Below are 25,846 nucleotides of genomic sequence, written 5' to 3' on the forward strand. Positions count from 1 at the left end.
TTATATAAAATAAGAATTAAATACTTATTTGCGGGTTGTTCTATAGATTGGCTGATCTAAGTGAAGAATAAACACTACCCTATATGATTAAGTTTAAGTTACTTTTTTCAGCTCTATTCCTGCTAGCAGTAGTTGCGAACGCCCAGGAAGTATGTGACGATGGTATAGACAACGACGGAGACGGTTTTATAGACTGTTTTGACTCAGACTGTACCGGCAGTTCCAGTTGCGATGGTTTTTATATTGGTCAGGATGTGCAATGTCAGGCCATTCCCAATGAATTCCCATCCTTTTCTTTAACCCTTGATTTTGCCTCCCCTAACAAGACTGCCAATCACCTGGGTAGAATTGCTGTAGGTGATCTTGATGCCGATGGCATTCCAGAGATTGTTGCTCAAAACAAATACACCGACAAACTCTTCATTCTTAACGGAAACGACGGTACTATTAAGCATGAAACAACTGTTGACAGTTGGTTAGAACCCGAATGGAGAGTTATCATCGGTAACGTTGAAGGTGACAACTGTGCCGAGATTTACACCATTCTATATGACTGGACAGGCAGCAGACATGAATACTACATAGTGGCTTATGACTGCCAGCTGAATGAGCTTTGGAGATCTGAGTATCGAGAAAGTGATCCCGTACACATGAGTTTAGCTGACTTTGACGGAGACGGACAGGTAGAGCTTTTCTATAAAGATGAAATAAGAGATGCCCGCACCGGTACCCGCCTGGTAGCCGGTAACCACACCAGCTGGAATGGCATGAATGGTGGCCCGGTTGCCGTTGATGTATTAGGTGATGGCAACCTTGAATTGGTTTCCGGATTAAAGATCTACCAGGTAAACCTTGGCTCAAGAACTCAGGATGCCGGTTCACTTACCCTCCTTGACGAAAGAACCGAATATAAGATAAAAAAACCTGAAAACTCGACCAGTATTGCTGATTACAATCAGGATGGATTTCTGGACGTAATAGCTACCGGTAGAGACAATGCAGGTATAACAACAGTATTTTTCTGGGATGTAAAAAATGATGTTCTTAAAACTTATGCAGACCCGATACCTTACGTAGCAGAAATCAACCTCAATTGCTCTGCCTCTTCTGGTACTGACAGTTATGCAAAAGGCTGGTTAAGAGGTACAGGCCGCTTAAATATTGGCGACCTTGACGGTGATGGCAACCTCAACGTTTCTTATGTTTCCGGTAGATTTCTGTATGCTTTAGATCATAACTTTAACCTGTTGTGGCGTGTAGATGTAAACGAAGAAACTTCCGGCCATACAGGTTGTACTTTATTTGACTTTAACGGTGACGGAAAAACAGAGGTTGTTTACCGTGACGAACAGTGGCTATATATAATCAACGGAACCGATGGTAGTGTTTTCACTCAGATCCGTTGTATCTCCAGAACTAACGTAGAGTACCCTATAGTAGCTGATGTTGATGCCGATGGCTCCACAGAACTATGCCTGGTTTGTGGTACATCCGATGTAGACGCATGGGACAATTTCTGTAGTTTGGGATATTCAGAAAACTCTCAGGTTAGAGTTTATAAATCTGGCGGTGAGCCCTGGGTACCTGCAAGAAGACTGTGGAACCAGCATGGTTACTTTAACGTAAACGTAAACGACGACCTTACCATACCTGCTCATCAGCAGAAGCACCACCTGGTATGGTCAGAAGGAACTTGTACACAAGGCCCTAACAGGCCCCTTAACAATTTCCTTAACCAGTCTCCATTCCTAAGTTCAGAGGGTTGCCCAATTTATCCTTCCCCTGATTTAGCATTTGTAGACAATAGCTTAAGCGTTACACATCCTCATTGTCCGGAATTGGACTTTGACGTATCTTTCCAAATAACCAATAATGGAGATGTAGATATTACTGGTGATGTTCCGATTTCATTTTATAATGGCAATCCGTATGAAGCAGGAGCCATTAAGCTTAAAACCATATATGTTACTTTAGATCATTTAGGAGTTGGTGAAGTATTAACAATAAATGAAACCGTAACTGGTCCAGGGAACAATGTCCATCTCTTCATTATTCTTAGTGACAATGGAACCACGCTGCCTACTCCTATCGATATGCCAAATACAAACTTTCTTGAGTGTGACTATAAGAATAACGACCTAGAGACATGGATATATCCCTTACCCTTTGCTCTGTCAACAGAGAAAACTGACAATATATTCTGTGTAGGAAGCACCGTACCGGCTAACGGCTCAGCCAGTGCTTACAGATTGATCGGAACTGTAAAAAACACAACTGATTACAAGTTTAGCTGGTTCAATGGAACTGACGCTACAGGTACTCCTGACTTTACAGGACCTATCTACTCTGGTCTAGCAGCAGGTACATATTCCGTATATGCTACACATAAAACAGCATCTTGTAATTCTGACACTGTTCAGGTACAGATCGTTGATATTCCTGAGGATTTTACTGTAGATGTTGTAGTAAAGAATGATAACAACAACTGTAATATACCAAATGGAGCGCTTCAGGCCGTCATCACAGATGGTGGTTCTGTAAATGATTATACTTACAAATGGGTAACAGGTAGCACCGGTGACCCTATAACGCTTCCTGCAATTAGTGTGAGCCATACCGCGACTAACCTTACATCAGGCGATTACCGTGTATTAGTAACCAGTAAGCTTAGTGGATGTAGCAGAGTTGCTCCAGGTTCAGTAGGTGACAACACCACCAAACCTGTAGTTTCAGCATCAGCAGTCGACATTTTATGCTCTAACGCCAACTCTGGAGAAGTAAGTGCCAACGTAGGCGGTAGTGTAATTGGTTTTACCTTTGCCTGGTATAAGGGAAATAATGTAAAGCCAACTGCAGATCACAATGGTGCCACCATTACTGGTTTAGCAAAAGGCAACTATACCGTGGTTGCAACTGATACAAACACTAAATGCAAATCTGATGCGGTGACTGTGACTATTAATCAGACAACGCCGCCGGTCATTACTAACACAAGCAGTACTGATATGACCTCGTGTGATCCTACTTTGCCTAATGGCAGTGTTACTGCAACATTCGCAGGTAGTGCATCAAACTATACTATAGAGTGGTTTGCAGGTCAAAACACGAGTTCTGCAGTAATAGGCTCCACGGCTACAGTTAACGGATTGGATCAAGGTACGTACACTGTTAAATTAACAGAGAACAGTACGGGTTGTTTTGTAACTGCTGAAGCTACGGTTGGGCATAATGTTGTTATTCCTAACTTATCTTTGGCAAAAACTGATGTTACCCTTTGCCAGCCTTTCAACGGTACTATTACCGCAAGTGTAAGCACCGGCTCACTTAGTGACTATACTTTCTCATGGTACAATGGAAACAATGTAAAAGCCACGCCAGATTATAGTGAACCCGGCAATACGTTAACTCAATTGGGTGCAGGCACATATACAGTCGAAGCTTTTAATAACACTACCAATTGTGTTGCTTCTGCCAAATCAATAACTATTCTTGCCCCTGTAACTGAGATCCAGCTAGATGATGCTGCTTCTTCTTTCCCTGCTGATTGTAATGCCACAAGTGGTGTATTGAAGGTAGATGTCACTCCTTCTTCTGATCTTTATAACATAGACTGGTATGAAGGGAACGTAAACCCTTTTACATCAACACCATTCCTGACGCATACTAATGTTAATACTTCTACAGCCAGTAATCTGACCAGTGGCAACTATACAGTACTTGCAACCAATGTAACGACAGGTTGCCAGCAAGTGGAGGTTTTCTATATGCCATTGGCTACAGGACATGAACTGGATTTAATAACTCAGGCTTCTTCAACAACTTGTAATGACAATAACGGATCATTAGAAGTTGAACTAACCCCTACTAACCTTGCTGGGTTCGATGAAGCTGACTATGAAATAGATCTTTACATTGGCAGTTCAGTTGCTTCAGGCACACCTGACTTTTCAACAGCTGGTATATCTGGCAAAACCACTTATCAGTTCACCGGACTAGCGAGTGGAGATTATGCCGTGACTGCCACACCTACAAATCCTGCAATTGCGGTGTGTGATGACCCTGTAGTATTACTTACTATCGATATGGAAGTCGAGTATCCTGAAATTGCCGCCGTAACACAAAATGCTAATACTTTCTGTGATAACCTAGGAGCTACTCCAAATGGAGAAATAGAAGTAGAAATTGATGGAGGTACAAATCCTGCTAACTACATTATTGAGTGGTTCACCGGTCAGGATACTTCTACTCCTCTTAATGCTACCAATATAGCAGGTATTAACAATGAGAGAGCAATCAATCTGGCGGCAGGCTACTATACAGTAAGAGTAACTGATAATACTACTTACCTGACCTGTTCATCTACAAGAACATTCCAGATATTAAATGACCGACCTACTGTAAGTGTACCTACAGCAGGGTTGGATATTACGAATGTTATAAGCTGTGCACCGAGCAATGGTAGTCAGATAATCGTAACTGACATTATGGAAGATGGTGTCTCCGTAGGTACTGCTAACTATACTTTTGAGTGGTACGATGCTAGTAATAACATTTTACCTAATGCAGGAACTCCTAATACAACAAACCAGATCAATGACCTTGCAACAGGCAGCTATTATGTAAAGGCAATCAGCACCTTAAGTGCCTGTCAAACAACACTGATCGAATTCACTATTGATGATGCTACGATTGGAGATCCTTCAGTAGACCTGATCAGCTTCCAAAACCCAACAAAGTGTTTACAGCCAGCCAATTTACTTGGTGAGTTGCATGTAAGTGCCAGTGGTGCCGGAGGTGGTTTTTCTTACGCATGGACCTATCCTGATGGTACTTTAGCCTCAGGAGCAGATCAGATTAATCTGGTTGATGCGGGAACATATACTGTAGTTGTCACGAATACCACAACTTTATGTTCTACAACAGAGACTTACACATTAGTTGAGGAAGAGTACCCAGTGAACCTTTCGACATCCGCATCCCCTGTCACCACATGTGACCCTGGAGATGATGGAGTTGTATTTGGTACGGTTATGACCTCCCCAAACAATTATACATACACCTGGACAGCTCCTTCCCCTGATAATTCCACATTTGTCGGAAGAGAGTGGTCGGATCGTGCTTTAGATGGCACCTATTCCTTAACGGCTGTTGACAATACTGATGCAAGTTGTATAGCAACTGGTACAGCTACCATTGACATGGAACAAGAAATGCCTGTAGTTACTGCCGTAGTTAAAGGTGCCGTTACCGTCTGCGACCTTACCAAAGCAGACGGTTCTGCTATCGCTACCGTCGATGGCTCATACGTCGGTTATACTTTCGAATGGTATGATGCCAGTGGGTCTCCTACACCAGTTTATGTAGGTCCTGAGTTCTTTGGCATGGAACCAGGCACATACGAAGTCGTGGCCATTGACAACATTACTAAATGTAGTGCTACTCAGGAAGTGACCATTGAAGAGAATATCACTACCATGCCGGACCCTACTATTGAAGTATTATCACATGTTACTAATTGTGAAACTCAGGATGATGGTGCACTTTCTGCATCTGTAAACGGAAATACGCAGGACTATATTTTCTACTGGTTTGTGGGGCAGCAAGTCACTACTGACACTGCTCATGTAGGTGAGATATGGAATAACCTGACTGTTGGTGAATACACCGTAATTGCCAAAAGCAGAATTACCGGTTGTATCTCTAACCCCGACACCGATGCCATTAATGGTGAGTTTGTATTTCCGGAATTTGAATTCGTGGTTGGCAATGCAAGTTGTGATCAGGAAAATGGTTTTGCCAGATTTGTACTTACCAATAGCGTAGAGATAGACAGTATTACATGGACACTGGCTGGTTCTGACCAGATTATTGCACATGGACCAAATCTTTCTCCGGCTTATGCGGGTGTATACACCGTAACAGCTACAACAGCTAAAGGATGCTCTGTATCTGAAGATGTTGAGATACATACAGAGATCAACCCTTATAATGGTATTTCAAGGAATGGTGATGCTTCCAACGACTATTTCAGAATAGATTGTATAGACAAATATCCTGAAAACCTGGTGAAGATCTTTAACAGGGCAGGTACCCAGGTATATGAAGCCGAAGGCTATGACAACGAAACTACCTTCTTTGACGGTGTTTCTAATAAAGGAATTAGCATAATTGGTACAAGTTTACCAGATGGTACTTATTTTTACGTCATCGATAAGAGAGATGGTTCCAAGCCGACCGCTGGATATCTTGAAATCGTTAACTAAAACTTTTTAACCTGACCATGAAAATTTTGAAGACTAGTTTAGTCGTTGTCTTACTCGCTTTGTTATGGAATACATCCCAGGCTCAGCAGTATCCGGTTTACTCGCAGTACCTGTTCAATGGCCTTGTCATTAACCCTGCCTACGCAGGAAGCCATGTGCAGTTCAGTGCCACGGCCATGTACAGAAACCAGTGGGTAAACTTTGACGGAGCTCCTAAAACACTATCTTTCAGTGCACATAGTGCACTGGCGAAGAATAAAGTGGGTGTCGGGCTCCTGATCACAAATGATGAAATCGGTAGCTATTCGAACCAAAGCATGTTTGGTAGTTATGCGTTTATTATAAAGTCTCCTGTAGGTACCCTGGCTATGGGCCTACAGGCAGGCTTCAATTTAACGTCAGCAGATTTCAGTAATTTGAATCTGGATGATCCCAATGATGCCTCTTTTGCTAATATCGAAAGCAGGTTTAAGCCGAACTTCGGAGCAGGGGTTTATTTTCACAATGATCTTCTGTTCGCCGGTCTATCTGTACCCTTCCTCTTAAACAACAAAGTATCCGGAGGCGTAGAGCAATTGGCCAGCGAAATTTCGGAAGCCCGTTATTATTACCTGCATGGAGGAATGGTACTACCGCTTAACAGGGCAAAGACAGTACAGTTTAATCCTGCAATGCTAATCCAGGCCCAGGAGGGTTCACCACTAAGGATCGATATCAATGCGGGTTTTATCTTCCATGAAGTATTCAGTGTAGGTGCATCCTACAGAAACATTGATGCTATTATTACCTACATTGACCTGAAGCTGAGTGAGCAGTTCCATTTCGGTTATTCTTACGATTGGACTACCTCCGACATTAATCAGTTCTCCCAGGGAACGCACGAATTTATGCTTAATTATAGATTCAGAATAAGAAAAATTCACGGAAACGTTGAGTGCCCGAGTTTACTGAAATTCTGATGAAGTAATAGCAAAGGATTTAAATGGCCGGAAAATTTTCCGGCCATTTTTTGTTAATAAGCTATCATAATACTAACAAACTTCAGGATAACAGGTTGACTTAGGGTAGAATCTCCTCTTTGTCACGGAAGGGCGATTTTTCATTATATTTCGACCTCAGTTGGAGCAAAAGAAGTACGATCGCTTACTTGAGTTATAGTAAGTAAAAAACAGCCGACAATAAATTGTCGGCCGTTTTTCAGGTTTAGGTTGAGGTAAAGTCTAATACCTTCATAGTCAGCATTTATAGCAAATAATAATCCAGACAGTTCATAACGCTTACCAGAAGAGTTTTACAATAAACCTGTGGATATTTATCAACATAAAAGAGGAAAAAGCCTGACACTCTGATGTATATTTCTTCAATATGCCGGGGATCATTCTTCTATTTATTTCCTATGCCGCCAACAATTCAGTCTGGCAAACAGCTTGCATTAGAAATATTACAATTAAAAACCAGAACCATGAAACAGCACATATTAATCTTCGCCTTCCTTATTACAATGGGACTTAATGCCTGTACAGACAATCAGACCAAAGAGCAGGTCAATGACGAAACGAAGGAGGTCGAAGCACAATCCAAGACGTTAGGAGAGGATATCGATGAAAACAACCCAGATGAAGTAGGCAAAAGCGACTCAGTAAAGGATACTGTTAAAAACCAACCATAAGAAACAGACTCGCTTTATAACTAATGAGATCGCCTTATAACTGAAGCGATCTTCACATCCTGCTGCCTGAAGGCAATTTATATCAAACTTTTTATTAGCGATAAAATCATGCTAACTTGGTATTATCCGTTTGATATTTTATTCGCTGATATTATGACAGAAAAAATCAACGTTTCAGAGAAAATTGGATTGGTTAGTTGTGAAATCCTCCCCGCACCATCTGCCAAAGCCGTAATGGTACTTAGCCATGGAGCAGGTGCAGGAATGCATCATCAGTTTATGATTTCACTCGCGGAGCAGCTGGCAGAGGTAAACATTACTTCTCTGAGGTTCAATTTTCCATACATGGAGCAGGGCAAAAAGCGACCTGACGTACCACGTATAGCCGTAAAAACCATTGAAGAAGCCATAAATAAAGCACGCCAGCTCTTTCCGGAACTTCCTATATTTGGGGGTGGAAAGTCCTTTGGCGGAAGAATGACATCTCTATATGCTGCATCAAACCATCATGATCTGGCCGGATTGGTATTCTATGGTTTTCCTCTTCACCCGCCGGGCAAGCCATCAGTTAATAGAGCGGATCACCTCAGCAAAATTAACTGCCCTATGCTTTTTCTTCAGGGCACCCGCGATAAGCTGGCGACTTCCAGCCTCATTACGGAGGTGACTGCTTCTTTATCCAAGGCTACATTAATAAACCTGGAAGGTGCCGACCATTCTTTTCACATGCTCAAAAAAAGTGGGATTACTGATGAGCAGGTAATTAGACAACTTGCCGTCCACACCTTGAAATGGACCCTGAGATAAGTGTAATTCTGCTCTGTTTTTTATACATTTGTTGTTTACCTGAAGTTTTATTTTTCCCTAGAACTGCTGGTTTGGCGTCTCGCAATAAAATGGTCTGGCTTATAAGTTAAATAATAGTGAAGCTACTCTTTTGTATTATACTATCTTCTTTTGCCATTTCCTCCACAGCACAGCGGGACACTGTGATTATCCGGAATTTTAATACAGGGAGCTACAAAGCCACCTCTTTTAATTATATGGGGTTGCAGGCCCGTGATGGCATGTACTATTTCGGCAATGAAAATGGAATCCTGCAGTATGACGGCAGTGAATGGCAGCTTCACACTGTAAAAAACTACTCTGGTATCTTTTCTATGACCGAGGGTGAGAACAACACTTTTTATGTAGGTGGTTATAATGAGTTTGGATATGTTAAAAAAGACTCTGCGGGTACTCTTATCTACACTTCATTAAGAAATAAGGTGAGCATGGACTCTACCATCAATGAGGTATGGCAAACCATTATATTCAACGAAAGTGTTTATTTCCTCTCGTATGACCGGATTTTGAGGTGGGATGGTGTCGAAATTCATCATATTTCTGTTAAGGACGCATACCTTTTTCCTGTTAATGGAAAACTGTATGCCTCCGTTTTGAATGGCAATATGATAAGGCTTGAGGGAGACAGTACTATTTTTGTAAGTGATAAAATAAAGTTTGGTGAGGATGCCGCATTCCAGATTTTACCAGGCCCGGCTAACAAGCACATTATTTTTACTTCTTTTCATGGGTTGTATCTTTTTGATGAAAATAATGGGATCATAGAAAAATGGAGTATTAGCGCCAATGATCTCTTAATCAAAAGTCAGCTATACTCTGCCATTCATTGGCAGGACAGCCTCTATGCTTGTACAACATGGACTAATGGTCTTATATTTCTCAATAAAGATGGTGAGGTCGTAAAAAAAATTACAGCAAATGACGGACTTTCAACCAATTCACTGCGTGAGCCCATGCAGGATAGCCGTAATAATCTTTGGGTTGCTTCAAATTTCGGTATCACATACTTGCAATGGCCGGAACTTAACCAGCCCGCTTCCCCTCCTGCAACCATAATAACAAAAGTTACATACAAAGGAGAAACATTAATAACACCATATTTATCAAATCTTCAGGTATCATATGAATCACCGGTAACATTTCATTTTGCTACTCCGGGTTTTGATAAAGATGACCTGGAGTACAGCTATTTTCTGGAAGGTGCTGACGCTGGCTGGTCTGAGTGGAACGATGATATAAAGAAGGAATACAGGCACATAAACGGCGGGAAATATAAATTTCATGTCAAGGCGCGCCTTTTAAATGATATGGAAAGTCAGCCGGCGACACTCGCATACCATGTATACAAGCCCTGGTACCTATCCAACTGGTTTGTGGTGATAATTATAATGATTTTGGTGTCCTCAATATATCTGCTTGTACGACTTAGAACACTTCAGCTAAGCAGAATCAACAGGCAATTGGAAGGCCTCGTTGAGGAGAGGACCGCTGAGCTGGTAGCACAAAGAGAACAGCTCCGGAATGTAAATAAAGACTTACGGACTATGAATACCGAGCTTGACAACTTTGTTTACCGCTCATCTCATGACCTTGTTGCCCCGCTTAAATCCTTAAAAGGACTGATTAACCTGGCGAAAATGGATAATCCGGGTGAGCGACAAATACATTATCTCCATATCATGAATTCCAGTGTCCTGAGGCTGGAGGATTTTATTAAAAGCATAATGGACTACTCTGTCAATGCCAAAAGGGAAATTGAGTTGAAAGAAGTAACTCTGGATAGCATTATCAATGAAATTGTAGCTGAGATAAAATACTTTGAAAAGGCTGAAAGGGTTGATTTGTTTAAGGAATATAAACCTGACTTTATTATTAAATCAGACCCCAGCAGGCTGAAGATCATCTTAAGCAACCTGATCACCAATAGCGTAAAATACCATAACTATGACCAACCCAGGCCATTCATCAAGGTATTCGCCTCCACAACCGCAGAATATACTGAAGTTAAAATAAAGGACAATGGTCAGGGCATACCTGAAGAATTCCTCGTCAAGATCTTCGATATGTTCTTCCGGGCATCAGAAAGTGCAGAAGGCTCCGGTCTGGGCCTGTATATCGTGAAGGATACAGTGGACAAACTTGGAGCTAAGATCTCAGTTGAGTCCAAATATGGTGAAGGGACTACTTTCACGTTGAAGTTGGGTAATTGAAGCGGTCTTTAGTAATCGGTGATAGGGGTAATCAGTAAACGGTAAAATTGACCGTCATTGCGCGGAGTGAGGGACAGCCTGTCCTGAAAATTTTCGGGAAACGACAAAGTAATCCCTTAAATGGATCGCAAAATGAATTCGAAGTACTAAATCGGTTAGTGCCCCGAAATTGGAGATCACTTCGTCGTACCTCCTAGTTACGATAAGTAACATTAACTCGTTTTTTAGTAATCGGTGGTAAAGCGAACGGTGAACTATATATTGACCGTCATTGCGCGGAGTGAGGTACGAGCGACAAAGCAATCTCCTTATTATGGATGCCGAACTCAATTCGCATTATCTATCAGTTTGTTCTTCGGAACAGGGGATTGCTTCCTCCTACCGTCGCCGCAATGACGATAATTCTTACTGATTATCTCAATTATTGATTTCGAACACTATGGTTCTTCTTGAGTACTTCTCTACTTTTCCCTGCTTTTTCCTACTTTTCAAGTCCAGGAAAAAGCCGAACCTTACAGCGAGACGTTTGCGGTATGGGCCTTCATTATCATAGGTAGCATTGTAAAGGAACTGGCCACTGCCATAGAAGCCTTTAACGATCTTGTATTTTTTGGAAATGCCCAGGAAGACTCCATTGTGCCATACTTTACCATTTTCATTCATGCCGGGCAAGGGCTTGCGGTATATACGTTCGTAGCTACCCACTGCCGAGAAGCCTTTGAATACAAGATAGTTTACCGAGGCTCGTGGACCATAGATATTTCTGCGGTTGATGCTAACGCCATGGTCAAAATCCACATGGTACCTCCATAAATAGCTGGCATACACATCCAGCCGATGAGTAATTTTGAAGCCTGCATAGGGGGCAACATCTAAAAATCCCATATCATTACGGTTAACGATCTGCATATCCACACCGAAGACCAGCCGCTCTACAAAGTTTCTTTGCATGCGCTCTGCTGCTGTTTCCTTCCTGATGTCTTTAATGCTCTTGACATTGGGGTACTTCTGCTTGTATTTTAGCAATGATCCTTGTGCTGTCATGAGCTTATCCACATTTCCACTGAAATGGTTGACGGACTTCTCCTTCAGCTTTTCATCCAGCTTTTCTTTAAACAACTCCATATCCTGCTGGTCCCTCAGCTCTTTGATCTGTTGTTCATACTGCTTTTGCAAGGCTTCCGCTTCTGCTGTCTGCCCTTTTAGTTCCTTGATTTTCATCCAGGTTACTCACGTGTTCCTCTGCCCTGCCTTCAAGTCCTTCAAAGTCTCCTTCTTTTACTGCTTTCAAATCGTTGGAATACTCTCCTGCCTCTCCACTGATCTCCTTCACGCCACCAACAGACTCTTTTACTTCTTTAAGCTGCTCAACATCTGCCATGCCTTCCAGGGACTTACCACTAAGCTCCTCCGTCTTACCCAATGGGTCTTCGGTAACACCATTCAGGTTGACATCCGCGGCTTTATCCAGTTTGCTTTTCATATCGAGATCCTTCAGCTCTTTGCCCATATCCTCTGGCAGCACATCCCCGGAAAGCTTATCCATTTCAGGCATGGCTACCTCTCCTTTTTCCCCTAAATCATCCAGGGCCGGCACATCTGCCTCAGGAAGTTTTGTGCCTCCAAAATCGGGTATTTCAGCTTTATCGACCTGAGGGGCATTCACATCGGCAGAGGGTATTTTCTCAGCTACTCCTTCTACAGGCCCATCGACACCTTGCGGCAGCTTTCCATCAGTGATCTTGTTCAATTTTTCCTGCTGTTTGTCTTGAAACTCTGACAGCTTCTTTTGTGAATGGTTAGTAATTTGTTGGAGGCTATCTTCCGGTGAGTCCGTCACCCCTTCGACACTACCTTGAAGCTTTGAATTGAGGGAATCACTCAAAGCTCCTTGTGTGCTATTCAGTTGCTTCTGAACTTCTTGAGGTTTGTTATTTATATTGGCTGCTTCCGCCTTTAAGCTGTCAGAAGCTGAACCTATCTTTCCTGATTTTAAAGAATCAGCCGGGTTAAGGGTGATGGATGAATTTTCAAGTTTTTGGAGTTTGGTTTCCAATTGCTTTAAAGAATCGATGGGTATGCTGTCTGTTTTCAGGGTTAGATTTGGCTCCCGGTTATGAAGGGTTTGTTGTAGTGAATCTGTTTTTGTGGTATTGATGGCGGTATCTTGCTTTAAGTTGGGCAGGCTGGGCGTGGAAGCAACTTCAGTGCCCGGGATGATGCCCGTAATTGACTGTTTATTTTTAAGGCTGTCACTGGCGGCAGTTTCCTGACTGTATGCAGCTATTGTAAAGAAGCAAAGAAGGATGGGTAGTAGTAATCTCATATAAAGATAAAACTGCAAATATAAGCTTATTTGCTTAATTTTATTTTGATCTTAAATATCATTTGTAAAAACGCTCTCTGGCTCGCTCTGGGCTCTGGCGCAAGTTTGCAACTTGTGCCTTTCTCTCCACATAAGTTCTTTCGTGCCTATTCTCAATTTATCATTGAATAAACTCAATATCAATTAACCCCTTCCCTCCTGCATAGTCTGTAGCACTACTATAAATGTAATGCTCAGGCTCGCTAACTACTCCTGATTCTACAGGATTATCATGAATATAATCCAGTTTTTGTTGCATGAGGTGGTTGGTGGATAGTTCAATGGGATGGTTGTCTTGTTGCCAGAACTGATAATTCTTGTTATTGTTATTTTTCTCTCCTGCAGCTTTAAATAACCATATCATCCAGTTTTTTCGACTTTCCCTTTCGTTACTTATTATTGCCTCAATAATTCTTTTGGAAGTAAACTTTTTAAAATCCCTAAGAATATCTTCTTGTTTATAACCTTCTTCAGAAGAAATGATCAAATGAACATGGTTGGTCATGATGCACCAACCATACAACTTTAAGCCTTTCTTTTTCTGGCAGTAAATCAGGCTCTCGATAAGTAGATCTTTGTAAAGATTTCGGGTAAATACATCAACCCATTCGACTACGGCAAAACTTATAAAATGTAGTCTGGACTGATCCCTTATTTTATATTTACTACTCAATTTTTATTAGAACCCTGGCGCAAGTTTGCAACTTGTGCCGCCATTTTAAACTATACTTTTTTTACAATTACTACCATCTTTACTTTTTACAACCTCTGCCCATATTGCCGAGTCACAGACTCTCGTTTTCATGCTTTAAGCACAAGTCTAAAACAGACTTGCGCTAGGTGGGGTAAATTTGTTTCAATACTATCTTTTTTAATTGAGGTTAGTAGTTTACCATCATCGGTCATTTTAAAAAATATTTTTTTCGGTTCCCCTCAACTTTTATAAAGTTTAACTCATTCAAGCATACTTGATAATTCTCTTCAAGTAAAAAATTTTGAAGAATGTAGGATAATTGCAAAAAACCTTCTTCAGAACCTTGAAATAATAAATTAGGGCCTGGCAAATCACATACTTCACTTTCGGTAAAATCAATATTTAAACTATTCATAGATTAACTTTTTGATCATCAGGAATGGAATCCCACAATTCCTTAACGCTTTAAGCACAAGTCTAAAACAGACTTGCGCTAGGTGGTGGGCCTATCCATAAGGCCAATAACCACCTCCTTGCTTCAAAATCCATTCTTTATTCCTTATGGTTAATAACAAAGAAATTAAAAAAAATAAAAACATACAGCTTGTAAGTAAAACGCTTTCGTAAATACCAATAAATGAAATTATTTTGATACTGTTTCCATAAACTTTAAGATTTACCGAGTCACCTACCCTTAAATTTTGGTTACCGATTTCTATTGTTACTATGCTGTCTACTCCAGTAATGAGTACATCAGCTTTTTTAATTTCTATATCTGGCGTCTTCTTCGTATTAATATCAACGATAGTTCCTTGTTCTTCTTTTCCTTCGGACAGAAATTTAGTTATCTCTATTGATTCAGATATTAAATAGCCTAATAGAACAATGGTGCCTATGGAGAATATCAATATACAGAACCAATAAAGTAAATAATTTTTTTCGTTCATCAATTTCCTATTTTAATTTCCCTAGTTCTCTTTCTAATTAAAACCTTATTCTCTGTCCCACCAGCTACATCATACTTTTTTCCGATATCTAAACCAAAAGAAAGTTTTGTGGTTCCTTTGCTATCTCGAGTTAATTTAAATAACCTAGTATTCACAAATACTTTTGCTTTCGCTGATGTTCCCCCTCGAGAGGCGTCTTTACCATCTTCAAAGGTTTCGGAGGAAAATTCCAGAAAGAACTCTGCTTTTAATTTAAACTTCCCAGGGTCTTCTGTCAATGTAGTGGTATTAATATCAGCCTTTCCAGAAATTTCTGCAAATAACCCAGCAGTCGATTCACCTGTACTATAAGCACCTGTTTTAATACCAGCATTTGCTTGAGGTGTACCCGCTGTAACTTCAACCCCAAAATTCACCTGCTTTGTGTTTTCTTTAAAGTTCTGTAAAGGTGTACCAATTTTATCCTTCACTGCTCCCCCAACTTTATTTAGGAAAATTTCATAATTTTCCAATGGAGATTTTTCAGGCGTAATTAGAACCCCACCGATTGTCTTTATCCCTACATAATTGAATCCTCCGTCCACCAATATTATCAATCCATCCGCATCGGTTCCTCCATTATTTTTAAATGCTTCAAATGCCTGAGGGTAATTTTTTCTTTGCCATTCTATATCATCACTTGTAAGGGCCCTATCCATATCAACCTCTGAATAACCACTGCCATCATTTAGCTGTTGAGCTGTAGCAGTAAAGGATTCTAAACCATCCAAATCCACGGCTGCTATGGGTGTATTACTTGCGTACTGATAAGGCGTCAACATAGGATAGCTTTTTGTCAACGGATCCACACTCAAAAACTTCCCAATAGCCGGGTTATAGATCCTAAAGCCATAATCATAATTATTAAGCCCTCCACCAGCCACCATCATTTCCTCACGGCTGATTTCCAGTGGGTTAGTATCATCAGCCAATGCTGCAATGTCTGCTGCGGAGAATACCCTGTCAAAAATACCTACCTCATCAATGGCTCCTTTGAAGAACTTTGAGTCTACTCCACTAGCCACATGCCAGCCAATAGTAAGATCAGCAGTGTTAGCATAAGGAAAGTTTACGACATCATCTCTGTATTTCGTAACATTGACATCTTCCTGTCCATCAATATAGAGCTTCAATTCGTTGTCTGCAAAAGTGAAGGCTACATGGTGCCATTGATCATCAAAGACCGGAATAGATGAATAGTAAAGTTTAAGTTTTGAACTATTGGCTACCTGAGATACAACTACCTGTAATCGGTCAGTAGGCCCAGTCGTTGGAGAACTCATCAACCACCCTCTTTGGTTTGTACTTCCTCCACCATTTTTACCAACTATCACTCCTGCTTCAGCATTTTGCGCCGGTGCCTTTATCCATGCTGATACGGTAAGGTCTTCACTGTATAACAGTTCATTATGGTTGACCGTCACTTTATCATCAACGCCGTCAAACAGCAGTGCTTTGCCTTCATTGCTATTTCTGTCTGTTGTGGCGGTTGCTCCTCCTTCCAGATAGCCTTTGAGGGCGTTGGGTGCCTTGTCTTCTGCATCTTCGTCTAACGGATAATAGGCTGGGTCGGCTCGTGGCAATTTGCTCATTGGTCCATTCGCTATTTTGGTCTTTTTCCTTGCCCTTGAAGCCTTCATCTTCCACAAGATGCTCATTGGAGAAAGCTTAATTTAGACTCTATCTGGCCTTGCCAACTAAAACGCTGCATTATCAGGACATAAAAATACAGCTTTCAAGCAGCATCCAATCTTTATCTAGCTCAACTTCCTGTCTTCCTCTGCCCATCCGGTTTCTTCTTGGGCTTGGCTTTTTGCATAGGGAGTTTACCGGGGATGTCCATGTGTGCGTTGCTACTGATTTTGTCGAGTAGTTCGGCTAATTGGCGGTGCAGTTTTTGGCCTTCGGCATCAAGGGTACCTTTACGCTCCATAGCGTCAAAATAGTTAAAGGCTTGCTTTAGAAGAGTGAGCACCTCTCCTTCTTGCTTTTCTGCCTCGACTTGCTGGTTGATGGCATCGCGGAGTTTACTAAAATGTCCTTGTAGGATTAATTCTGCAGTTGAGTCCATAATCTGTGGGGTTTTACTGTGCTTTTGATTTCATTGATCGCTGTAAGCTGTTGATGAGTTTTTCTACGTTTTCCTGCTCTGTGTCAGGGGCCAGCTCTTTATACTTGGTCAGTACTCTGACTGCGTCCTTAAAATCTTTTTGCATGGCCATCACGAGGCCAAGATTATAATAGGAGCTTTCGAAGTCGGGTTCTATTTCTATGGAGATTTCATAGTGGAGCTTGGCCAGGTTCAGTTCTCCTACTTCGGAGTAAACATTGGCCAGATTATAATGCGCTTCAAAGTGCCTGGGGTCATGTTTAAGGCAGTTGGTAAGGCAATCTATAGCTTTTACATAGTTTTCCCTGGCAGACTCAAGTATGCCAAGGTTGCAATAGGCATCAGCCGCGCACTCGCCTGCTTTAATAGCTTTCCAGTAGTATTCAGCGGCTTGTTCACTATTTTCTTCATCCAGGTAAAGTGCCTGCTCAAAAGCGCTCTCATAACTTTGCATACTCACCACCCGCGCCTCACTCGGCGGCGTGGTAAACATATTGAGCTGGCCAAAATCTTCAAGGTTCACACCTTTACGTTTACGAACCTTTTTATAGCCGAGCTTTGCGCTGTTGTTGATCGGGAACTTAACTATTTTTGCCACGTCCGGTAGTCTTTACTAATTACTAACCCGCTTTCTGCCTTCTGGTTTTAGCCTGCTCTTTTCCCGCTGTTTTCTTTTCTTTCTTGCCAGTCGCCTTTTTCATAGGCTTCTTCTGCGATTTAGCCTGATCGATACTCTCTTTTAGTGCGGTCATTATATCTACCACTTCAGGCTCTTCTTCCGTATAAGATACAATCTCTTTGCCCTCTATTTTAGCATGGATCATATCTCTGAGCGCTTCATGATAATGATCCGTCATATCAATCTTATCAAAAGGCTTACTCATGGAGTCAACGAGCGTTTTCGCTAGTTTAAGTTGCTCATTATCCGCTTCTTTTACCTCATCTATTTTGGGTACATCTGACATATCTCTGATCTCTTTCGGGCTTCTGAGTTTATAAAGCATAATGCCGTTGCCATAGGGTGTAAGCAGCACCATATTCTCTTTCTCTCTCAACACAACACGCCCCACTCCAACTTTACCAGATTGCTTCAGGGTTTGCATAAGCAGGGCATAGGTTTTTGCGGCAATATCACCATCTGGCCCTATGAAGTAAGGAGAGTCATATAATGTAGGATGAACCTCATCGGCATTCACAAACCCTTCTATTTCAACAACTTTTGTACTTTTAAGCTTAATTTTCTCCAAATCTTCCGGGCCTATGATAACATACTGGCCTGGCTCATATTGGTAGCCTTTGATAATGTCATCGGCCTTCAAAACATCACCCGTAACCTTATCCTTTTTCTCATATTTTACGGGGTTCTTGGTTTCTTTTGACAGTTGGTTGAACCGAATGGTTTCTGTGGAGTCAATGGCTGTGTAGATCCTTATAGGAATAGTTACCAGACTAAAGCGAATATGTCCTTTCCAAATAGCTCTCATGGTATGAGGGGGTTAAGGTTCTGTTAAAATAACGAAAAGAGCGCTCTGATTGTTTATTAGCTGATGCAGCATTCTACATCAAGTAATAATATAAATATATGAATATAATGCGTTAATAGTCAATATTATTAATAATTCATTCCACCATATCGGGTCTTAATCTTAAAAAAACGGGCTCTCGGAAACTTCCATTTCCGGTAATCATGGAATACTCCACTTCACAAGCCAATTTAGGCTCTACCCAGATGGTTCTAGCCTTATCTAACGGATCTTCATCCACTGGTTTATTGATCTCTTGCAGGCCGGAAAGATCTGAGAATAGTTCTTTTATCATTTTATCATTAAAACCCGTGCCCACTTTTCCCCGGTACACCAGTTTTCCATCCACATATTGTCCCAAATGCAAAGCTCCCAGGGCCCCTTCCCTGTCGCCTTTGCCCTCCGTGTAACCTATGATAAAGGCCTCAGCCGTTTGCTTTGGTTTCACTTTTACCCAGCTTGTACTCCTTTTACCTGGTATATACCTGCTGTTGCCATCCTTAGCCATTATCCCCTCCAATTGCATCTTTTTAGTTGCCTCAAAGAGCTCCTTCCCTTCTTTAACGGCTTCGCTTATCCTGTAAGGCATGTCCTTTCTCAAAGAATCCTGCAACCATTCACGGCGCCTGAGCAGGGGCTCGTTGATTAAAGATCTTCCGTCCAAATACAGGATGTCAAAGGCATAGCAGTAAGCAGGGTACTTTTTAGAGCTTCTTTCTATTTCAGATGTCCCTGTTCGCTGCATTCTATGTATTACTGTTTTAAAATCAGGCTTACCTGCTTTATCAAAACAAACAATTTCAGCGTCAATTACAGCATTTGTAACTCTAAAGGCTTTATCAGCGACCATCAACTCCGGAAATTGCTTATTCAGGTTTTTATGGTTTCTGCTCCAGATATTGACCTCTCCTTCATTAATGATAATAATACTCCTTATTCCATCCCATTTAAGTTCGTAGATATATTCTTCACCCTCAGGTACCTTGTTAGATGTACTGGCCATCATTGGCTCGGGTGGTATATTAAGCCAGTTAATTTGAGGGGTGTCAACCCGCTCCAAAAGCCATTCCTTACCTTTCATTTGGTGCATGCGATATTCACCGCTGATCTGGGGACTATTAAGAGTAAAGTAAAAGCCGTCTTTTTTCTTTTTGCCTATTTCATAACGACCGTTAGCATAAATCCACATTTTGCCACCACCATATTGCCCTTTGGGTATCTCCCCCTCAAAGGTGATGTATTCCAGCGGGTGGTCTTCTGTTTCCATAGCCAGTCTTTTGATCCCGGGCATAGAAGGCAAACCTTTGGGCACAGCCCATGATTTAAGTGTACCTCCTTCTTCCAGTCTAAGATCGTAATGCAGATGTGAGGCATGGTGGCGGTGTACCACAAAGCCGGTATCGTCCCCACCGCTGAAAAGGGCTTTGGGCTCAGGAGTCTTTGTGAAATCACGCTTTTTGCCATATTCCTTAAGCTGCTCTGGTGATTTATAGTGTTTATTTGTACCTAGCACCCTGCCTTTTGCCCCCTTCTTCCTCTTCGTATGTAATTCAACAGCATATGCTCCCATACCTTCCCAAGCATCACCATATTCGCGTACACGTTCAAAAGCTGTTTTTATATTATATGCCTGCGAGCCTTCAATATCTTCAAGCTCTTCCCACGGCAAAGGCATAGAAACAGGAGCCCCCGGATAACCCCTCAGGCTATAAGGTGCCACTATGGTCTGACTACTCCTGTTGCGATAAATATCAATAAGGACTCTGCCCTTTCTGGTGTCTTTCTTTATATTCAGTGTAGCTTCCTTTTGCCTCTCCACAAAAGGTTGCGCAATATCCTTTGCTGCTTCAAAACATTCATCGAAAGTCCACTTTGCCTGTACCGGGGTTACTATATGTAAACCTTTTCCTCCGGTAGTCTTCACAAAACACTGATAATCAAATGATTCTATATGATCTTTTAAACTAAAGACCAAGGCTTTCAATTTTTCAAAATCATATTCTTCGGGTGGATCGAGGTCATAAACGATATAGTCGGGGTGGTCGTGATGAGGGCGTTTGGCGTGCATTTGATGCAGCTCCAGGCAGGCCATATTGGCAAGCCATACCAGCGAGGCATCTTCGGTGGCCATAATGTAATCTTTCTTTTGCTCACTGCCCAGGGCCACGTACTCCAGCCAATCGGGAGCCCACTCCGGTCTGTTTTTTTGAAAAAACCGCTCACCATCAATTCCGTCCGGAAAACGGATCAGAGAAAGCGCACGACCCTTTATATGTGAAAGAATGGTTGGCGCCACGGACAGGTAATACTGGATAACTTCAGCTTTCACGATATGGTCATCCGGGTACAATACCTTGGTAAGGTTTGACAGTTCTAACCTGCGTTTACCAATCTGAACAAATTGAGAATCACGCCCCATGAATACAATTTAGTGTTTTCCAATGGTTTTTCTATGATTATAAGAAACAACAGCTTTATCCTGACATTGTTGAATGTACCCATACGATCAGGGCCTTGAAAAAAATGATTATAATTTTGAAAACAAAAGCGCCCGAATGAATATAATTCCGTTCGGGCGCTTTTATAATTATAAACTGATCGTTATTCCTTCACAACCTTAATGACTTTTTCCAGGCCATCAAGTTCACTTTGGACTTTGATAATATAAATCCCTTCAGGAAAACTTTCCATATCCAGCTTGTATTCATTAACACCGAAATTCAGGTCTACTTTCTTATGCGCATGCTCTTTACCCATGATGTCCAGCACCTGCACAGTAGCTTGTGTATCTTCTTCCGAAGTAAAGGTAAGGTTTACAAAGCTGGTGAATGGATTGGGATAAACAGATATCTCAAACCCACTCACTTCATTAGGCACATAGTTTTCATGATCTTCCAGGACACTTGTTCTTGCTCCGTTTCTGCCTTTTTCGCGAATCAGGTTATAAATACCATCTACATCGTAACCATCAGCATTGCCAAAGAAGTTTGATGGCTGGGATACATCCTTAATGCGAATATACTTGGCCTTCTTAATGCCTGCAGTGGCCAGATCAAACTCACCATCCTGGCACGTGGTACCGAGTGAATAGAAATCTGACCCGTTTTCTGATGCGAACACCTCCGCGGATTCAGGATACCAGTAACACGGCAAGTTGAGAGGACCGAATGTACTTTCAAAAAGTCTGAATTCATTGCCCTGCAGGTCGTACATATAATTGTCGAGTTCCAGGGTGATCTCTCCTCCAAAGCCAAGACTTACGAAGTTGAAATAGAAGTTTTCAAGTGGTTGTCCCAGGGCTTTTTCAGGATAGCTTCTTGTCCAGTGTACCGGTCTGCCATTCCTTCTTTTTCCCTGAACAAATGAAACTACATTTACTGCTGTAAAATCATTAAAGGTAACCTCTTCTTCAAATTCAAACCGGGCAGATACGATCATATGATCGGACACTGTTGAGGCATAATCACTGTCATAGTATTGATAACCGACTCTGACCGAGCCATCAATGAAGGCTTCTGCAAGCTCATCAGAGGAAATAATATGGTCGATCATATTCTCTCTGAACACATAAGAGCGGAAACCCTGCTCGCTTAAGGTTAATGTCAGCAGTTCGTATGATGCCGTATCCATCACATAGGCTTCATAGGTAGATGCAGAAGATGATACTCCATCGGCAACAGTAAAGTCAAGGTCATCATTGTAATCACCCAGCATGATCACATTGGCATCTGCATAATAAGTGTCCAAAGAATCTTTTAGTACCTCTACGTCATACTTACGCATATCATACCGGCTTTGGGCACCTGAACTGCCATTGGCTCGGGCATGCACGGCTACCATATGAAGTCTCTTGGTAACACCGTTTATTGTGGCGTCAGCCACCAGCATGTAGGGCAATCTTCCGCTGGCCCAGAAACGTGAGGGATCCTCAGGGTATCCTGTGAGGAATGACGCATCGCCACCATTGTACAATGGATGAACCGTTGACAAAAGTGCTCTTGATGCTGTAGTATCAGGCACCACCGTGGCAGTATTGTAAATAAACCCAACATGCTGAGCATCTGCACTTCCCGGATAAGAGGTAGCAGAAGAAAGTACATAGTCATATCCTGGTAGTTCACTGATCAACTGGTCGAATAGGGCCAGGTCGGTGATCTCTTCTACTGCAATCACATCTGCATCAAGTTGCTGCAAAATGGCTTTTACACTATCTTTTTGTATGGCATCTGAGTTAGGGTTACCTGCTGCAGGTGAATTATTTTCATCTCCAAACCACTCAATATTCCAAGCTGCAATATCAAAAGTTTCGGAAACAGGTATACTCAGGTCATCACCTATAGGTTCGTACTTCTGTGCGCACGGCATATCTCCGGCGTTTCGGGGGAGTAACTGGTAAATATTCAGGAAACGACCGACAATTCCGGACACTACACTACAGGTATCCGGCTGTGCATATCCTACAAGTTCTTCGACATCTGCGTCTATCCGGAGCTCTCCTGAGCCGCTGGCATCAGTAATTGCATAGTTGGAATTACCAAAAAGCAGGTGACCGGGTTGAGGGAAAGTAACGTTGCTCACTGTCACCAACTCACCTGGATGCAGGCTCAACTCACTAAGAGAGATTACCTTTGGAACAACAGGCTGGCTGGCCGGACCGAAGTTTTCTACTACAGAAACATTGACCAACTGCACCTGATCATTGAATGCATCCCGAACAGCAGTGATCTTTACAGAATCGCCAATCTGGAACAGCATATCTCCATGTACTGTTGCATCGAACACCGCAATACCCGCAGTGCTATCCTGGAGGTAAGCAGGACCACCAAAGTTATCGGTTGCTGTAAGTATACCGAGAATCGTTACTGGCTCTCCTATGGCTTTGGAACGAGCCTCTGCAATGGTGATCACCTCGCCTGGCTCAACCACACCACCACCATTTTCTGCGCCTGGTGTAGGAGTTTCTGTTGCATAGGAGGAGGTATTTCTTGCTCCTCCGGAACCATTGGGCAACCGTTGAAGTGATTGATTGTCTTTATCTCCTCCGGCATCTTCATTGATCTGGGCTTCGCCAGCATTCAACAGCACCAGAAGTTCTGCATCATCGCTGTCATTAGTACCATAAACCACTGCATCAACAAGGTTTGCGGTAGTTACCAATGTACCATTAGGAAAATCAGTCGCATCTGCCTGGTAAAGTGCAATAGCATCCGCTCCGTTTTGTAAACCATTGTTTGCGAAGATGAGATCAACATTAGGAACAGCCGCATTACCAAGCACAAAATAGCCTTCTGCATTGGTAGTGTACCCATCCAGGTCAATCGCATTATAGCTGGCATCACCGTTGCCATTGTACAACACAACTACCAGACCATCAAGAGGTGAATTACCCGCGCCGCCATCGTACAGTTCAATAAACTCTTCTTCGTCTGATCCCGGAGTGTCCACATCTATTTCGTTGATCACGATGCTTAAAGGCTCAGTGAGGTTTGTATTGGCCGATCCCGGGGTTGGAATAGCTGCCAGGTATGTGTCAGTGTTCCTGAGATCGCCAGCTCCATTAGGATACCTCTGTAAAGAATGAAGGTCTTTATTGCCGTTCATATCTTCATTGAGTTGCGGCTGACCGGCGTTTAGCAACACCAAAAGCTCTGCATCGTCACTGTCGTTGGTATCATAAACCACTGCATCAATAAGATTTGTCTCAGTCACCAAAGAGCCTGAAGGAAAATCAGCGGCTGTACCGGAATAAAGCGCTACGGCATCTGCGCCGTTTTGCAGGCCATTAGATGGGAATTCAATGGAGACCCCGGGTATTCCGTTATTACCAAGCACAAAATATCCCTGCTCATTAGTAGTGAATCCACTAAGGTCAAAAGCGTTGTAGCTTTGATCATTGCTACCATTATAAAATACCAGCACTAATCCGTCCAGTGAAGTATTTCCGACACCTCCGTCATAAAGCTCCACAAACTCGGCAATATCCGTACCGTCAGTATCGGCATCTATCTCATTGATGACCAATGTTGCCGCGGGTCCGTCCTGTTCGGTATTTGAAGCACCGTGTGTATTGATGGCCTCTCCGGGTTCAGCTACTGCTGTAGGAAAATCTGGCAAACCGGCTCCTGCAAAGCTATTTCTCACCCAATCACTGGTTGTGTCGCTATCCTGACCATCAGGAATCCTTGATGCCCCCCCAACTGTAAATGTGGATCCATCAAAATCGGCTGTAAGCTGTGTGCCCAGGTAGTTAAGATCATCTGTGCCACCATCGTAAACACTTACTGCATCAATTACCGACTCCCATGATAAAGTATCCAATACGCCGTCATCTTCAGGGTCGAGGTCATCCCCCAATGAGCCGGTAAAATTTTTAACCAGTAGAAGCGATACAGAACCATTTTCAAAGGCATTGTTTAACAGTCCGGTAGTCCAAAAACCTGACGCATCGGTTGTCCCTAATTGAATAACCTCATCAATAATACCTGCTGACGGGCTATCTCCTTCTATTTCGAGCAGCCAAAGGTCTGAGTAATCAGTATCCGGGGCACCATAGATCTCAACAAACTCATTGGTATCGGAACCTGTATGATTAAATACAAATTCATTGATCACTGGATTGATCTCAACCGCACCGAAGCTCTGGCCGGGGTTAATGGCATTGTAGCTGGATGGTGAGTCGCTCTGCCAGCTAAAATCGGTATATTCTGTACCGTTACCGGCTAGCTGCAATGAATTACCAATAGCAGTTGAGCCACTTTCACTCACACCAATGTCGGTGCTAAGCAATCCGTCTGCGCTACCACCTACAGCAGTAAATGAGCCTTCATAGCTAAGGAACTGAATAACATTATTAGCGGCATCGATCAAAGCCAGACCATCTGGCGATCCGTTTTGAACACCTGCCTGATCAAAGAAAATGGCTCCATAGCCATTTTGTTGGTTTGTAATGATCCCTGAAAGGGAAACAGAGGCATAGAGAGCCCCTCCACTGCCATTGTAAAATTCCAGGGTATAACCTGACAGGTCTGTTCCTGCCGGTCCTGCCACTTCAACGCCTTCCTGGATATCGGCGCCATCATTATCGTAATGGATTTCGTTGATAAAAATGCCCTGAGCGTAAGCACCCAGGCAAATGTGCATCATCAGAACTATTGACAATAGCCTGTAAAGTTGTTTCATA

Annotated in this window: 16 protein-coding genes; 5 read left to right on the plus strand and 11 right to left on the minus strand. The window is 42.4% G+C overall.

The window, feature by feature from the left end; all coding sequences use genetic code 11:
- The first annotated feature begins 83 nt into the window (after positions 1 to 83).
- The 5 genes from LVD17_RS23735 to LVD17_RS23755 all read left to right on the plus strand — a co-directional run bounded on the left by LVD17_RS23735 (position 84) and on the right by LVD17_RS23755 (position 10,988).
- Positions 84 to 6,263: a T9SS type B sorting domain-containing protein gene (locus LVD17_RS23735; RefSeq protein ID WP_233762017.1), complete on the plus strand. Its 6,180-nt coding sequence runs from the start codon at positions 84 to 86 to the stop codon at positions 6,261 to 6,263.
- A gap of 17 nt (positions 6,264 to 6,280) precedes the next feature.
- Positions 6,281 to 7,222: a PorP/SprF family type IX secretion system membrane protein gene (locus LVD17_RS23740; protein WP_185156155.1), complete on the plus strand. Its 942-nt coding sequence runs from the start codon at positions 6,281 to 6,283 to the stop codon at positions 7,220 to 7,222.
- Between the two features lie 503 nt (positions 7,223 to 7,725).
- Positions 7,726 to 7,932: a hypothetical protein gene (locus tag LVD17_RS23745; protein WP_233762019.1), complete on the plus strand. Its 207-nt coding sequence runs from the start codon at positions 7,726 to 7,728 to the stop codon at positions 7,930 to 7,932.
- Between the two features lie 153 nt (positions 7,933 to 8,085).
- Positions 8,086 to 8,739: an alpha/beta hydrolase family protein gene (locus tag LVD17_RS23750; protein ID WP_233762021.1), complete on the plus strand. Its 654-nt coding sequence runs from the start codon at positions 8,086 to 8,088 to the stop codon at positions 8,737 to 8,739.
- Positions 8,740 to 8,855: 116 nt separating this feature from the next.
- A complete protein-coding gene (locus LVD17_RS23755; RefSeq protein ID WP_233762023.1) occupies positions 8,856 to 10,988 on the plus strand; it encodes an ATP-binding protein in 2,133 nt (710 codons plus the stop codon).
- A 417-nt stretch (positions 10,989 to 11,405) separates the two neighbouring features.
- On the opposite strand, the gene LVD17_RS23760 is transcribed toward LVD17_RS23755, so the two are convergent.
- The 11 genes from LVD17_RS23760 to LVD17_RS23810 form a co-directional block, all read right to left on the minus strand.
- Complete coding sequence (locus LVD17_RS23760) at positions 11,406 to 12,209, minus strand: hypothetical protein (protein WP_233762025.1); 804 nt, start codon at positions 12,207 to 12,209, stop codon at positions 11,406 to 11,408.
- Positions 12,148 to 13,314: a hypothetical protein gene (locus tag LVD17_RS23765; protein WP_233762027.1), complete on the minus strand. Its 1,167-nt coding sequence runs from the start codon at positions 13,312 to 13,314 to the stop codon at positions 12,148 to 12,150. The genes LVD17_RS23760 and LVD17_RS23765 overlap by 62 nt, the downstream gene beginning before the upstream one ends.
- A gap of 160 nt (positions 13,315 to 13,474) precedes the next feature.
- Positions 13,475 to 14,026: an REP-associated tyrosine transposase gene (locus LVD17_RS23770; RefSeq protein ID WP_233762029.1), complete on the minus strand. Its 552-nt coding sequence runs from the start codon at positions 14,024 to 14,026 to the stop codon at positions 13,475 to 13,477.
- Between the two features lie 229 nt (positions 14,027 to 14,255).
- Positions 14,256 to 14,462 (minus strand): hypothetical protein, encoded by a 207-nt coding sequence (locus LVD17_RS23775; RefSeq protein WP_233762031.1) that lies wholly within the window; start codon positions 14,460 to 14,462, stop codon positions 14,256 to 14,258.
- Between the two features lie 91 nt (positions 14,463 to 14,553).
- Complete coding sequence (locus LVD17_RS23780; RefSeq protein WP_233762033.1) at positions 14,554 to 14,994, minus strand: hypothetical protein; 441 nt, start codon at positions 14,992 to 14,994, stop codon at positions 14,554 to 14,556.
- Positions 14,994 to 16,691 (minus strand): LamG-like jellyroll fold domain-containing protein, encoded by a 1,698-nt coding sequence (locus tag LVD17_RS23785; protein ID WP_233762035.1) that lies wholly within the window; start codon positions 16,689 to 16,691, stop codon positions 14,994 to 14,996. The genes LVD17_RS23780 and LVD17_RS23785 overlap by 1 nt, the downstream gene beginning before the upstream one ends.
- A gap of 104 nt (positions 16,692 to 16,795) precedes the next feature.
- On the minus strand, positions 16,796 to 17,104 hold the full coding sequence (locus LVD17_RS23790; RefSeq protein ID WP_233762037.1) for a hypothetical protein: 309 nt from the start codon (positions 17,102 to 17,104) through the stop codon (positions 16,796 to 16,798).
- Between the two features lie 13 nt (positions 17,105 to 17,117).
- The gene (locus tag LVD17_RS23795; RefSeq protein ID WP_233762039.1) at positions 17,118 to 17,741 is read right to left on the minus strand and encodes a tetratricopeptide repeat protein; all 624 of its coding nucleotides are present in this window, start codon (positions 17,739 to 17,741) and stop codon (positions 17,118 to 17,120) included.
- Positions 17,742 to 17,763: 22 nt separating this feature from the next.
- Positions 17,764 to 18,627: a non-homologous end joining protein Ku gene (gene ku / locus LVD17_RS23800; RefSeq protein WP_233762041.1), complete on the minus strand. Its 864-nt coding sequence runs from the start codon at positions 18,625 to 18,627 to the stop codon at positions 17,764 to 17,766.
- 136 nt (positions 18,628 to 18,763) lie between these two features.
- Positions 18,764 to 21,085, minus strand: coding sequence for a non-homologous end-joining DNA ligase (gene ligD / locus LVD17_RS23805; protein WP_233762043.1), 2,322 nt, complete (start codon positions 21,083 to 21,085; stop codon positions 18,764 to 18,766).
- A gap of 182 nt (positions 21,086 to 21,267) precedes the next feature.
- Positions 21,268 to 25,845 (minus strand): T9SS type A sorting domain-containing protein, encoded by a 4,578-nt coding sequence (locus tag LVD17_RS23810; RefSeq protein ID WP_233762045.1) that lies wholly within the window; start codon positions 25,843 to 25,845, stop codon positions 21,268 to 21,270.
- Between the last annotated feature and the right edge of the window lies 1 nt (position 25,846).

Source organism: Fulvivirga ulvae (genome assembly GCF_021389975.1).
In the GTDB taxonomy this organism is placed as follows: Bacteria; Bacteroidota; Bacteroidia; order Cytophagales; family Cyclobacteriaceae; genus Fulvivirga; species Fulvivirga ulvae.

Bases quoted from the DNA above. Each gene is read 5' to 3' on its own strand.
- LVD17_RS23735 (WP_233762017.1), top strand. From the start codon at position 84: ATGATTAAGTTTAAGTTACTTTTTTCAGCTCTATTCCTGCTAGCAGTA.
- LVD17_RS23740 (WP_185156155.1), top strand. From the start codon at position 6,281: ATGAAAATTTTGAAGACTAGTTTAGTCGTTGTCTTACTCGCTTTGTTA.
- LVD17_RS23745 (WP_233762019.1), top strand. From the start codon at position 7,726: ATGAAACAGCACATATTAATCTTCGCCTTCCTTATTACAATGGGACTT.
- LVD17_RS23750 (WP_233762021.1), top strand. From the start codon at position 8,086: ATGACAGAAAAAATCAACGTTTCAGAGAAAATTGGATTGGTTAGTTGT.
- LVD17_RS23760 (WP_233762025.1), bottom strand. From the start codon at position 12,209: ATGAAAATCAAGGAACTAAAAGGGCAGACAGCAGAAGCGGAAGCCTTG.
- LVD17_RS23765 (WP_233762027.1), bottom strand. From the start codon at position 13,314: ATGAGATTACTACTACCCATCCTTCTTTGCTTCTTTACAATAGCTGCA.
- LVD17_RS23775 (WP_233762031.1), bottom strand. From the start codon at position 14,462: ATGAATAGTTTAAATATTGATTTTACCGAAAGTGAAGTATGTGATTTG.
- LVD17_RS23780 (WP_233762033.1), bottom strand. From the start codon at position 14,994: ATGAACGAAAAAAATTATTTACTTTATTGGTTCTGTATATTGATATTC.
- LVD17_RS23785 (WP_233762035.1), bottom strand. From the start codon at position 16,691: ATGAGCATCTTGTGGAAGATGAAGGCTTCAAGGGCAAGGAAAAAGACC.
- LVD17_RS23790 (WP_233762037.1), bottom strand. From the start codon at position 17,104: ATGGACTCAACTGCAGAATTAATCCTACAAGGACATTTTAGTAAACTC.
- ku (WP_233762041.1), bottom strand. From the start codon at position 18,627: ATGAGAGCTATTTGGAAAGGACATATTCGCTTTAGTCTGGTAACTATT.
- ligD (WP_233762043.1), bottom strand. From the start codon at position 21,085: ATGGGGCGTGATTCTCAATTTGTTCAGATTGGTAAACGCAGGTTAGAA.
- LVD17_RS23810 (WP_233762045.1), bottom strand. From the start codon at position 25,845: ATGAAACAACTTTACAGGCTATTGTCAATAGTTCTGATGATGCACATT.